Source organism: Phenylobacterium sp., from assembly GCF_031360265.1.
Classification (GTDB): Bacteria; Pseudomonadota; Alphaproteobacteria; order Caulobacterales; family Caulobacteraceae; genus Phenylobacterium.
In genome coordinates this window covers 40,699-52,482 of the sequence record NZ_JANMBF010000142.1, presented here as the reverse complement: position 1 = coordinate 52,482, position 11,784 = coordinate 40,699, and the positions used below count along the sequence as shown (strand labels likewise).

General features: G+C 70.9%; 9 protein-coding genes. 6 read left to right on the top strand and 3 right to left on the bottom strand.

Annotated elements, in window-relative coordinates; translation table 11 throughout:
- Positions 1–75 precede the first annotated feature (75 nt).
- Positions 76–1,602 (top strand): carboxylesterase family protein, encoded by a 1,527-nt coding sequence (locus RMN86_RS13330; RefSeq protein ID WP_309606336.1) that lies wholly within the window; start codon positions 76–78, stop codon positions 1,600–1,602.
- Positions 1,603–1,660: 58 nt separating this feature from the next.
- Positions 1,661–2,515 carry a Ku protein gene (locus RMN86_RS13325; RefSeq protein WP_309606335.1) on the top strand — a complete coding sequence of 285 codons (855 nt, stop codon included), beginning with the start codon at positions 1,661–1,663 and terminating at the stop codon, positions 2,513–2,515.
- A gap of 18 nt (positions 2,516–2,533) precedes the next feature.
- Here the strand turns inward: RMN86_RS13325 and ligD are convergent, their stop codons facing one another.
- Both ligD and RMN86_RS13315 read right to left on the bottom strand, forming a co-directional pair.
- Positions 2,534–5,140: a DNA ligase D gene (gene ligD, locus RMN86_RS13320; protein WP_309606334.1), complete on the bottom strand. Its 2,607-nt coding sequence runs from the start codon at positions 5,138–5,140 to the stop codon at positions 2,534–2,536.
- Between the two features lie 12 nt (positions 5,141–5,152).
- On the bottom strand, positions 5,153–5,458 hold the full coding sequence (locus RMN86_RS13315; protein WP_309606333.1) for a trehalose-6-phosphate synthase: 306 nt from the start codon (positions 5,456–5,458) through the stop codon (positions 5,153–5,155).
- 180 nt (positions 5,459–5,638) lie between these two features.
- On the opposite strand from RMN86_RS13315, the gene zwf reads away from it, so the two are divergent.
- Both zwf and RMN86_RS13305 read left to right on the top strand, forming a co-directional pair.
- Complete coding sequence (gene zwf / locus RMN86_RS13310) at positions 5,639–7,117, top strand: glucose-6-phosphate dehydrogenase (RefSeq protein ID WP_309606332.1); 1,479 nt, start codon at positions 5,639–5,641, stop codon at positions 7,115–7,117.
- Between the two features lie 52 nt (positions 7,118–7,169).
- Positions 7,170–7,487: a hypothetical protein gene (locus RMN86_RS13305; RefSeq protein ID WP_309606331.1), complete on the top strand. Its 318-nt coding sequence runs from the start codon at positions 7,170–7,172 to the stop codon at positions 7,485–7,487.
- Positions 7,488–7,494: 7 nt separating this feature from the next.
- On the opposite strand, the gene RMN86_RS13300 is transcribed toward RMN86_RS13305, so the two are convergent.
- Positions 7,495–9,489, bottom strand: a complete 1,995-nt coding sequence (locus tag RMN86_RS13300) for a hypothetical protein (protein ID WP_309606330.1) — start codon at positions 9,487–9,489, stop codon at positions 7,495–7,497.
- Between the two features lie 201 nt (positions 9,490–9,690).
- Between RMN86_RS13300 and pyk the strand changes: the two genes are divergently transcribed.
- Positions 9,691–11,112 carry a pyruvate kinase gene (pyk, locus tag RMN86_RS13295; RefSeq protein WP_309606370.1) on the top strand — a complete coding sequence of 474 codons (1,422 nt, stop codon included), beginning with the start codon at positions 9,691–9,693 and terminating at the stop codon, positions 11,110–11,112.
- 7 nt (positions 11,113–11,119) lie between these two features.
- Positions 11,120–11,776, top strand: a complete 657-nt coding sequence (gene pgl, locus RMN86_RS13290; RefSeq protein ID WP_309606329.1) for a 6-phosphogluconolactonase — start codon at positions 11,120–11,122, stop codon at positions 11,774–11,776.
- Positions 11,777–11,784: the final 8 nt, after the last annotated feature.

Genomic DNA, 11,784 nt, shown 5'->3' with positions numbered 1-11,784 from the left:
GCCGTCTTGACCCGGCCGGTCCGCCGCCGGATGGTCCCGCCCAAGACCGGCGTCACGCCGGCGGGGAGGTTTTCCATGATCCGCGTTTCGACCCTTCTGCTCGCCATCGTGATGGCGACGGGCGCCGCCCAGGCTCAGCCGGCGGCCCCGGTCATCGTGCGGATCGACTCCGGCCCCGTGGCCGGCGTGGTCGAGGGCAAGGCCAGCGTCTTCCGCGACATTCCCTTCGCCGCGGCCCCCGTGGGCGCCCTGCGCTGGGCGCCGCCGCAACCGGTGAAAGCCTGGACCGCGCCGCGCGCCGCCGCCCTGGCCGGACCCTCCTGCCCGCAGCCGATGACCGCCAGCGGCGCCCCCAACTCCGGCGGCGCCAACGGCCCGACCTCGGAAGACTGCCTGCAGCTCAACGTCTTCGCCCCCAGAGACGCGGGCGCCCCCGCCAAGGGCGCGCCGGTGATGGTCTGGATCCACGGCGGCGGCCATCGCACCGGCGCCGGCTGGATCTATGATGGCCAGAACTTCGCCCGCGACGGGGTGGTGGTGGTCAGCATCAACTACCGCCTGGGCGCGCTCGGCTATTTCGCCCACCCCGCCCTGACCAAGGCGGCCAGGACCGGCGAGCCGCTCGGCAACTACGGCCTGATGGACAAGATCGCCGCGCTCAAGTGGGTGCGGCGCAACATCTCGGCCTTCGGCGGAGACCCCAAGAACGTCACCGTGTTCGGCGAAAGCGCCGGGGGCATGAGCACCCTGGCCCTGTTGGCCACGCCCTCGGCCACGGGGCTCTATCAGAAGGCCATCGTCGAATCCGGCCTGGGCTGGTTCGAGCCAAGGACGCTCGCCGACGCGGAAAAAGCCGGCGCGGCGGCCCTGCTGAAGATCGGCGTCCCGGCCGCCGCCACGGCCGCCGACCTGCGTGCGCTTTCGGCCGACAAGCTGGCCGGAATCGACGGCAACTATGGCCCCTTCATCGACGGGCGGCTGATGACCGAGACCGCCTCCCAGGCTCTGGCCCGAGGTCACGTCCCCGACGTGCCGCTGATCATCGGCTCGAATTCCGGCGAGGATTCGCTGATGGGTCCGATGACCCTGGGCGCGGCGGCCGTCGCCAGGATCCCCGCCGCCGTGAAGCCGGCCTACGCAGCCGAGGCCGCCGCCGGCGACGACGCGTTGGCGCGCGCGGTGTTCACCGACCGGGTGATGGGCGGCCCCGCCCGCTGGGTGGCGGCCAAGGCGTCCGGCGGCCAGCCCGCGTGGCTCTATTATTTCTCCTACGTCGGGTCGCGCTTCCGCCCGGCGATGACCCGGGCGGGCCATGCCGCGGAAATCCAGTACGTCTGGGAATACTGGGGCCGCCGCACGCCGATGAGCGAGGTCACCGATGAAGACAAGGCGATGGCGATGCTGATGCACGCCTGCTGGGTCAGCTTCGCCAAGTCCGGGACGCCGAACTGCGGAACCTCTTCCTGGCCTGCCTACACCCCGGCCAATGACCAGCTGATGGAGTTCGGCGTGTCGAGCGGGGTGCGCGCCCACTTCCGCAAGGCGCAGCTGGACGCCCAGGAGGCCCAGGTCCTGCCCACCCTCATGCTGGGCGCGAAGTAGCCGAACGGAATCCTCTTAGCGGCGTTTCAGGAGTCGCAACAACGGGGATCCGACACTCATGGCCGCGCGTCCCACCTGGCAGGGCTACCTGCGGCTTTCGCTCGTGAGCTGCCCGGTGTCGCTCTACACCGCCACCTCGCGCGGCGGCGAGGTGCACTTCAACATGCTGTCGAAGGACACCCACAACCGCATCCGGATGATCCCCACCGATCCCGAGACGGGCCCCGTCGACCGCGCCGACATCGTCAAGGGCTATGAGATCGAGAAGGGCCAGTATGTGGTCATCACCGGCGAGGAGCTGGACAATGTCCGGCTGGAGACCACCCGGACGCTGGACATCGAACGCTTCGTCGACGACGCCGACATCGACCGACTCTATTGGAACGACCCCTATTTCCTGGCCCCCGATGGCGACATCGCCGTGGAAGCCTTCAGCGTCATCCGCGAGGCCATGAAAAAGGCCGGCAAGGTGGCGCTGGGGCGACTGGTCATGCACCAGCGCGAGCGGCTGATGGCGCTGGAGGTGCATGGCAAGGGGATCGTCGCCTACACCCTGCGCACCCGCGGCGAGGTGCGCCAGGCCGAGGAGGTGTTCGGCCACATCAAGGCGGTCAAGCCCCCGCCCGAGATGGTCGCCATCGCCGCCCGGATCATCGAACAGCAGGAGGGCCCCTTCGACCCCACCCAGTTCACCGACCGCTACGAAGACGCGCTGCGGGCCCTGATCGCGGAAAAACAGAAGGGCCACACGGTGAAGGTCGCCGAGGAGCCGAAAGAAGCCGAGGTCATCGACCTGATGGAGGCGCTCAAGCGCAGCCTGGGCGCCTCCGGCGAGCGGCGCAAGGCCACGCCGGCGGCTGCGAACGCCAAGGCGTCGGCGCTCAGGCGGAAACCGGCGAAACGACGCGCCTGACGGGCGCCCTATTTGAGGCTACCGAAGTCCTCTCAACCGCCTGATCGCCTCGGCCAGCGGGGCCTCGGCATCGTCATAGTCCCCCCAGGCCTTGGTCTTCTTCAACAGCGCCGGCGCGGTGCGGATCGTGAAGACCTTGGGGTCGAGCCCAGGTTTGACCTCGCGCCAGGTCAGCGGAAACGACACCGGGGCGCCGGGCCGTGCGCGGGGTGACAGAACCGCCGCCGCCGTGGCCATCCGGTCGTTGCGCAGGTAGTCGAGGAAGATCCGCCCCTTGCGACGGGCCTTGGCCATGTTGACCACATAGCGGTCGGGCTGGTCGCCGGCGATCGCCAGGCAGACGTCGCGGGCGAACTGCTTCGCCATCGGCCAGTCGATCTTGCCCGCCTCGTCCTTCAGCGGGGTCACCACATGGAGTCCCTTGCCGCCGGTGGTCTTGCAGAAAGCGGCCAGGCCCAGGGTTTCCAGCCGGACCTTAACCTCCAGCGCCGCCTCGATCACCCGGGCGAACGGCAGATCCTCGTCGGGATCGAGATCGAAGACCAGCCGCCCCGGCGTCTCCGGGGCGAAGGGCTGGCAGTTCCAGGGATGGAATTCCACAGCCCCGCTCTGCGCCAGCGCCGCCAGCGCCTCGATACGGTCGATCTGCATATAGGGCTTGGCGTCACCCGACACCGCCACTTCGGAAATCAGAGCGGAGGCCCCCTTGCCCAGGTGGCGCTGGAAGAACCGCTGGTCGCCGAAGATCCCGTCCGGCGTGCGGACGACCGAGCAGGGCCGCCCCTTCAGGTGCGGCATCATCCAGGGGCCGACAGCCTCCAGATAGCGCGCGAGATCGAGCTTGGTCACCGGATCGCCATCGCCGCCGTCCGGCCACAGCGCCTTGTCCGGACTGGAGAGCGTCACCCCCATGACCACGGGGGATCCGGCCTTCTTCGCCGGCTCAGCCTTGGTCGTCGGCGCCGGCTCGGCAAGGGCGGCAGCGTCCACCGGCGCCGGCGTCTCGGCCTCGACCTCGCGGGCGGGCTTGTCGTCGCGCAAGGCTTTGAACGCCCCCTGCCGCACCCTGCCCGCGCCGGTGAACCCGGCGAACTCGATCTCCGCCACCAGCTCCGGCCTCGCCCAATGGACGCCGGCCGCCTTGCGCGGCGCGCCGGCGCCGGAGAAGGGGCTGCTCTCGGCCTCCAGCGCCGCCAGCCGGGGCAGCACGCGGGCGACCTTGTCGCGGCCGAATCCCGTGCCGACGCGGCCGACATAGACCAGCCGGTCGCCGCGGTTGACCCCGACCAACAGCGAACGAAGCTGCCCCGCCTCGCCGGTCCAGCCACCGATCACCACCTCGTGGCCGGCGCGGCATTTGGATTTCAGCCAGGTCTCCGACCGGTCGGAGCGATAGGGAGCGTCCAGGCGCTTGGAGACGATCCCTTCAAACGACATCCGGCAGGCCGATTGCAGCACGGCCTCGCCGCCGGTCTCGAAGTGGTCGACGTAGCGGATGCGCGGATGCGGCGCCGGCAATCCGTCCACAAGCTCCTTCAGCCGGGCCTTGCGCGCACTCAGCGGCAGGCTCCGCAGGTCAGCGCCATCGGCGAACAGGAGGTCGAACGCAAAGAAGATCAGATCCCCCGTCTTTCCATCCGACAGCGCCGTCTGCAGCGCCGCGAAGTCGGGCGATCCGCTGTCATCCAGCGCGCAGGCCTCGCCGTCGATCAGGCTGTTGGGCAGCGACCGCGCGGCCTTGCCGATCACCGCGAACCTCGCCGTCCAGTCGAGCCCGGCGCGGGTCTTCAGCGTCGCCTTGCCGGCCTGCACCCGCAGCTGCAGCCGGTAGCCGTCGAACTTGATCTCATGCGCCCAGCCAGCGCCCGACGGCGGCCGGTCCACCGACCTGGCCAGCTGTGGCGGCACGAAACCCGGCAGTGTGGGCGCGGCGGAGCGCCCCAGGGCGGCGGTCTCGGCTTCGCCGCCCTGGGACTGCCAGACGCGCTTGGCCGCCGCGCGGGCCTTGCCGGTCATGAACCGCGTCGGCCCCTTGCCCATGCCGGCGGCGATCTCGTCCAGGCTACGTCCGGATGCGACCGAGGTTGTCGCCTGCTCCACCAGCGCCGCGCCGTCGCCCTCAACCGCGTACGCGTCGCGATGCTTGATCAGCAGCCAATTGTCGTGGCGCTCCTTCGCGCGGCGCTTCATCCGCACCAGGACGAACCCGCCCTTCAGCCGCTCGCCGTCCATGACGATCTTCAGGTCGCCGGTCTTCAGGCCCTCGCGCGGATCGGTCCCGGGTTCCGGCTCCCAGTACCCGCGATCCCACAACATCACCGTCCCGCCGCCATACTGGCCCCTGGGGATGGTCCCTTCGAAGTCGCCGTAGTCCAGCGGATGGTCCTCGACCTCCACCGCCAGCCGGCGCTGGGCCGGGTCCATCGACGGCCCCCGGGTCACAGCCCAGGACTTGAACGTCCCGTCCAGCTCCAGGCGAAAGTCGTAGTGCAGCCGGGTCGCCGCGTGCTTCTGGATCACGAAACGATAGCGCTCGGACGGCGTGGCCGCCTCCGCACCGCTCGGCTCGGCGGTCTTGCTGAAGTCGCGCATCGCGCGATAGCGGGTGAGCTTGCTGTCGGCCATCGACGCGGCGCCTCAGCTGGCCAGGGCGACGGCGCGTTCGCCCACCCCCTCCAGCGTCCCGACGAAGGCGGCGCGCCAGGCGGTGACGTCATGACGCGACACCCCTTCGAACAGCGCCTGCCAGCGGTGGACGCGCTCGGTCCTGTCCATGGCCAGCGCTCGTTTCAGGGCGTCGGCGATCTCCTCGGGACTGTTAGGATTGACCATCCGCCCGACGATCGGCGCCAAGGCGCCGTCCAGGGCGAGGAACAGGGCGGTCGCCGACAGCACCAGGGGCCTTGGCGGGGGCAGCGCGACGGCAAGATCCTTGGTCGACATCCATACCTCCACGCCCCTTGCAACTCGGGCCTCAACGCGCGAGCGGGGCCATTCGATCCCCGGGGGCGGGCGTGACCGGCGGCGGAATCGCCATCCGACGGCTTGACGATTCACCCCGCACTCCGCGCTATGCAGACGATCCGCATCAGCCCCGACCAACAGAAGGCAAGGTGACGCCCGATGGCCAAAACGCCACGCGACCAGACGCTGCTGGCCGACGCGATCGTGCTGTTCGGCGCCACCGGCGACCTTTCGCGGCGCATGCTGCTGCCGTCGCTCTATCACCTCGACGCCGACGGCCTGCTGGCGACGGGCTTCAAGGTCCTGGCCACCGCCCGCGCCCAGCTCACCCGCGAGGCCTTCGTCGAGCAGGTCCGCGCGATCCTCGAGGCCCGCCCCGAGGCCCTCGACGCGGCGATCTGGACGCGATTTGCCGACCGTCTCGACTATGTGGCCTGCGACGCCACCCGCGCGGAGGGCGCAGCGAAGCTCGCGCCGCACCTGGCGGGCTGCGTGCGGCCGATATTCTTCCTGGCGATCTCGCCCAGCCTCTATGGCGGGGTCTGCGCGGCGCTGGCCGCCGCCGGCCTGGCCACCGGCGACAGCCGCATCGTGCTGGAAAAACCCGTCGGCCGCGACCTGGAGACCTCGCGCGAGGTCAACGCCGCCGTGGGCGCGGCCTTCAGCGAGGAGCGGACCTTCCGCATCGACCACTACCTCGGCAAGGAGACGGTGCAGAACCTGATCGCCCTGCGCTTCGCCAACACCTTGTTCGAGCCGCTGTGGAACAACCTGACCATCGACCACGTGCAGATCACCGTGGCCGAGACCGAGGGTGTGGGCGACCGCTGGCCCTACTACGACGAGTACGGCGCGCTGCGCGACATGCTGCAGAACCACATGCTGCAGCTGCTCTGCTTCGTGGCGATGGAGCCGCCGGCCGACATGGACCCGCGCTCGGTCCGGAACGAGAAGGTCAAGGTGCTGCGCTCGCTCCGCCGCTTCACCCGCGCCGACGTCCAGGCCGCCTCGATCCGCGGGCAGTACACAAAGGGCGTGGTCGGCGGCAAGGAAGCGACGGGCTACGAGGCCGAGCGCGGCCAGCCCACCGGGACCGAGACCTTCGTCGCGCTGCGCGTCGACATTGACAACTGGCGCTGGGCCGGCGTGCCGTTCTTCCTGCGCACCGGCAAGCGGCTGCCCGAGCGGCGCACCCAGATCGCCATCCAGTTCAAGCCGGTGCCGCACTCGATCTTCGGCGCCGCGGCCAATGATGACCTGATCGCCAACCGGCTGGTCATCGACCTGCAGCCGGACGAGGACATCGAACTTTTGCTGATGAACAAGTCGCCCGGTCTCAGCCAGGGCGGCATGCGCCTGCAGTCCCTGCCGCTGTCGCTGTCGCTGCTGCGCTCCTACGAGGGGCCGGGGTCGCGCCGACGGATCGCTTATGAGCGGCTGTTGCTGGACGTCATGCACGGCGATTCGACGCTCTTCGTCCGGCGCGACGAGGTGGAGGAGGCCTGGCGTTGGATCGACGGCGTCGCCGATGCGTGGGCCGAAGCCGGCATGAAGCCCAAGCCCTACCCCGCCGGCAGCTGGGGCCCCGCCGGCGCCTTCGCGCTGATCGAACGCTCCGGCCGGGCCTGGCTGGACTAATGCCGGGCGAGGCGAGACCCCATGTGACCGGCCTGTCCTACGCGAGCCCTTCATGACCCCCCGCAAGCCCGGCGCTTCGCCCCAGGCTGCCGACGCCGCGCCGCCGCGCGTGACCTCGCCGGCGTTTCTTGAGCTTGCTGCGCGGGTTCTCGACGGCCGGGCGGCGTACCGAGCCCAGGGTCTTTCGGCGCGCGGGACCCGGGTGCTGCAGGCGCTGGGCTATCTGTCGCCGGTCGAGCTGTTCGGCGCGCGCTGGGACGACCGGCCCGGCGACCCGGGCCTGCGAGGGCGCGCCCTGGAGCTGCGCGGATGCGGCCCGGCGACCCTGCGCGACTTGCAGGCCTGGCTGAGTCGGCCCTGGGGGGCGTAGGGCGGCGTCAGCCGCCCCCGGATCGATCCGCCGCCGGGGCTTGCGCCACGCCGCGCGCATGCTGTGCGCCGGACCGCAGAACGGTCGGAAAACCGCTGACGATCAGCCCGACCACCCAGCCCGCGACCCCCAGCAGCTCACTTTTCGCGGCGGCATATCGCTCCGCTCCAACCCCCTCGCCCAGGGCCGCGACAACGCCGACGGCGATCAGTTGGAAAAGCGCCACCAGCCCGATCAACGCCGCGCCAATCACCGCGACCGTCACCATGGGCGATAGATGGCGGCGCCGGGCGACGTCGATGACCGCGCCGCCGCCGAAGGCCAGCACCCCGAAGCTGACAAGACCGATCGCCAGGTCCAGCGGCGCCCCCACAAGCAGCATGCCCCACGCCTGGACCGTGTGGTTTCCCTCCCACCAGCTCATCGGCGCCATCATCAGGCTCGCGGCGTCGGCGATGGTGACCATCGCGCCGGGGATGCCCAGGGTCAGGACGCCGGCCAGGGCGGCGGCGACGCCCGCGCGGCGGGCCACCGACGCCACGCCATGCTGCAGGGCCGCGCACCAGTAGTAGGTGATGATCGCCGGGCCGACGCTGGCGACCAGCATGGTGGTGATATCCTCGCCCTTGCTGTCGTGAACCCGCGCCTCGATGGCCCCGTGCATGACGGTGATCATCAGCATGAACGCCATCACCAGGGCGAAGCGCCCCAGCGCGCGGGGCGAGGCCAGCCCCAACAGCTGCTCGAAGCGGCTTGCCTCCTCAGCATGGGCGGCCGGGGCCGGTGTCGCCGCAGCTCGGCGCGTGGCGATCCTCGAGCCGAAGATGAAATCCTCCACCGGCCCGATCAGGGTCACCGAGACGACGGTGATCAGCAGCGTGAAGACGATCCGGCTCGGACCGAAGGCCGCGCCAAGTTCCTCGAGGAAGCCCTCCCGGCCAAGCATGGCGAAGACCACGCCGCCGGTCGCGGCCGCCACGCAGACGAACCAGCGCTTGGTGAAATCCGCCGTGGCGTCCTCCGCGCCGCCCCAGCTCCGGGCGGAGATGGCGGCTCTCAGCCTGCGGGTCAGGCCGACGCCGCGGATCGGAATCAGGTCGAGGATCAGCCAGACCCCGTTGGCCAGCCCGACAAACAGCACCGCCGCCCCGGCCCACAGGGCCAGGTCCAGGGCGGGCGCCTTGAACAGGGTTCCGGCCCCCGGCGCGGCGCGATAGATCAGCACGCCGGCGATCGCCAGCGCGGGGCCAACCGCAACCTGGATCCAGAGGCTCCGCACCGCCAGGGTGATCATCAGGATCGCGCCGGCCACATCCACGAACGCGGCGACTTCCAGCGCCAGGGCCGATCGCGCCTGCGCGTCGGTGACCACATGTTCGAAATCCACGCCGTTTTGCCCGCCGAACCGGGTCATCGTGGCGCGCAGCAGCGCGCGCGCCTCCTCCAGCGCCGTGGCGCCGCCCGCCACGTCGTCGTAGGCGACATACCTGACGACGGTGATCTCCACGGGCGTGTTCTTGATGATGGTGTCCGCGGTCGCCTCGATCCGGGTGTCGGCCGAGGCGTTGTCGCGCGGCGTGCGGATCACATGGAAGTAGCGCGCCGCGCCGTCGCTGAGGTCTTCGCCAACCTCGGTCAGCGGCGTGACGCGGGGCAGGGCAACCTGTTTCAGCCACTCGGACCGGCGCAAGTCCGACGCGCGAAGGGCGGGGTTTTGCGGCAGGGTGCTGATGAAGCCCGCGCGGTCGGGCTTTACCGGCCGGACGCGCCCAGGCGGCGTGCAGGCCGCGAAGATCGCCTGCAACTGGCCCCAGTCCGTCACCTGATCGTAGCCGTCGCGCAGCCGCGCGTAGCGAACGTCCGACGGACCGATCAGGCAATAGCCCTCCGGCGGCGTGACATGCAGCCGGGCCTTGTCGACGCCGACAATGTCCATCGCCCGCACGCCGGTTGCGCAGGCCAGGCCCAGCCACATCGCTATCCAGAGCCGTCGCCGTCTCATCCCAGCACCCCCGGACCGCCAGTAGGCGGCGGCCCTGCCGATGCGGTCAAGGCCACAATCCATCGCACGCGCCGAGCGCCACGGTCGCGGGCGCCGGGATCGAGGGGGCAGACCGCCACGACGGCGCCCGGTTTCCGCTCGACGCGGACCGGACGTGCTCCGATAAGCTTGGCTCCGAAACCCCGCGAGATGAGCCAAGACATGATCCGCGCCCGCAGAGCCCGCATCGTGGCCACGCTCGGCCCCGCCAGCCGCGGCGTGGAGAAGATCCGCGAACTTGCCATCGCCGGCGCCGACGTCTTCCGGGTCAACTTCAGCCACGGCGCCCACGCCGAGCACGCGCGCGCCATTCGCGCGGTGCGCCAGGCCGAGGCGGCCGTCGGTCGGCCCCTGGCGGTGCTGGCCGATCTGCAAGGGCCGAAACTGCGGCTGGGCGCGTTCGCCGGCGGTGCGATCCGCCTTCGGGCCGGCCAGGCGCTGCGGCTGGATCTCAGTGCGCAGCCCGGCGACACGGCCCGCATCGGGGTCCCCCATCCCGAGGTGTTCGCCGCGCTGCGCACCGGCGCCCTGGTGCTGCTGGACGACGGCAAGGTGCGGCTGCGGGTGATCCGCCACGGTCCCGACTTCGCCGAGACGGTGGTCGAGGCCGGCGAGGCGCTCTCCGATCACAAGGGCCTGAACCTGCCGGGCCTGGCGATCCCCATCCCCGCGCTGACGGTCAAGGATCGCGCCGACCTGGCGTTCGCTCTGCAGGAAGGCGTCGACTGGGTGGCCCTGTCGTTTGTCCAGCGCGGCTCCGACATGGCCGAACTGCGCAGTCTGGTGCAGGGCCGCGCCAGCGTGCTCGCCAAGATCGAAAAGCCCTCGGCGCTGGAGGCGCTGGACGAGATCCTCGATCTGTCCCAGGCGATCATGGTGGCGCGCGGCGATCTCGGCGTCGAGCTCGCGCCCGAGGAAGTGCCCGTCGTCCAGAAGCAGCTGATCCGCGCCGCCCGCCTGCGCGGCATCCCCGTGGTGGTGGCGACTCAGATGCTGGAAAGCATGACCCATTCGCCGACCCCCACCCGGGCCGAGGCCTCCGACGTGGCCGGGGCGGTCTATGAGGGCGCCGACGCCCTGATGCTCTCGGCCGAAAGTGCGGTCGGCGACTATCCTGTTGAAGCCGTCACCACCATGGATCGAATCATCACCCGGGTGGAACAGGACCCGCGCTGGCCCGAGCTGATGCGCGCCGAATATCCGGTCGAGGACGCCGACGCCGACGCCCTGGTGGCCGCCGCCCGCCGCGCCGCCGAGGCCGCCTCCACCGCCTGCCTGGTCACCTTCACCACCACCGGCCAGACGGCGCTGCGGCTGGCCCGCGAACGCCCCTTGCAGCCGACCCTGGCGTTGACCCCCTCGCTCAACACCGCGCGCAAGCTGGCGATCCTGTGGGGCGCGGAGGCCCGCGTGGCGTCGGAACTGTTCGACCCCGAGGACCTGGCCCGCATCGCCCTGGAACAGGCGGGCCTGAGCGGCCTCGCCGAGCCCGGCCAGCGGGTGCTGATCCTCGCCGGCCTGCCGATGGGCTCCCCCGGGGCCGCCAACATCCTGCGCCTGGCCCATATGCCGCCGCGGCGTTAGCGATGCGATGATCGAGACCTACGCCTCGAGCGCCAACCTCGCCGACGCGGCGGCCGATGCGATCGAAGCGGCGCTGCAAGGCGCGTTGGACGCCCGCGGACGCGCCAGCCTTGTCGCCACGGGAGGGCGATCGCCGGGGCCGGTCTACGACCGCCTGAGCCGCGCCGACCTCAACTGGCGTAAGGTCGCCGTCACCCTTTCCGACGAGCGGCAGGTGGACGCCGCCTCGCCGGCCTCGAACGCCCGGCTGCTGCGCGAGCGGCTTCTGGTCGGCCGCGCCGCAATGGCCCGTTTCCTGCCGCTCACCGACTATGCCGAGCCGGCGCTCAGACAGCTCCTGCCGTTCGACGCCGTGATCCTGGGCATGGGGGAAGACGGCCACGTCGCCTCCCTGATCCCCGGCAGCCCGGTGCTCGACGAGGCCATGGACCCGGCCGGCGAACGGCTGCTGGCGGAGTCTCCGGCCGGCTGGGGATCGCCGCCGGTGGCGCGGATCACCCTGACGCTGGCGGCGTTGTTACAATCGCGCGCCCTCTTCCTCTTGATCGCCGGGGAGGCTAAGCGGCAGGTGATCGCCGACGCCCAGGCCGGAGCCGATCTGCCGGTGCGCGCGCTCCTCGACCAGGGTGTCGCCCCGGTGAGGATCTTCTGGACCCTGAACTGAGAGGACCG

Excerpts from the sequence above, each read along its gene's own strand:
- RMN86_RS13305 (WP_309606331.1), top strand. The coding sequence starts at position 7,170 with ATGACCCCCCGCAAGCCCGGCGCTTCGCCCCAGGCTGCCGACGCCGCG.
- RMN86_RS13300 (WP_309606330.1), bottom strand. The coding sequence starts at position 9,489 with ATGAGACGGCGACGGCTCTGGATAGCGATGTGGCTGGGCCTGGCCTGC.
- pyk (WP_309606370.1), top strand. The coding sequence starts at position 9,691 with ATGATCCGCGCCCGCAGAGCCCGCATCGTGGCCACGCTCGGCCCCGCC.
- zwf (WP_309606332.1), top strand. The coding sequence starts at position 5,639 with ATGGCCAAAACGCCACGCGACCAGACGCTGCTGGCCGACGCGATCGTG.
- RMN86_RS13315 (WP_309606333.1), bottom strand. The coding sequence starts at position 5,458 with ATGTCGACCAAGGATCTTGCCGTCGCGCTGCCCCCGCCAAGGCCCCTG.
- pgl (WP_309606329.1), top strand. The coding sequence starts at position 11,120 with ATGATCGAGACCTACGCCTCGAGCGCCAACCTCGCCGACGCGGCGGCC.
- ligD (WP_309606334.1), bottom strand. The coding sequence starts at position 5,140 with ATGGCCGACAGCAAGCTCACCCGCTATCGCGCGATGCGCGACTTCAGC.
- RMN86_RS13330 (WP_309606336.1), top strand. The coding sequence starts at position 76 with ATGATCCGCGTTTCGACCCTTCTGCTCGCCATCGTGATGGCGACGGGC.
- RMN86_RS13325 (WP_309606335.1), top strand. The coding sequence starts at position 1,661 with ATGGCCGCGCGTCCCACCTGGCAGGGCTACCTGCGGCTTTCGCTCGTG.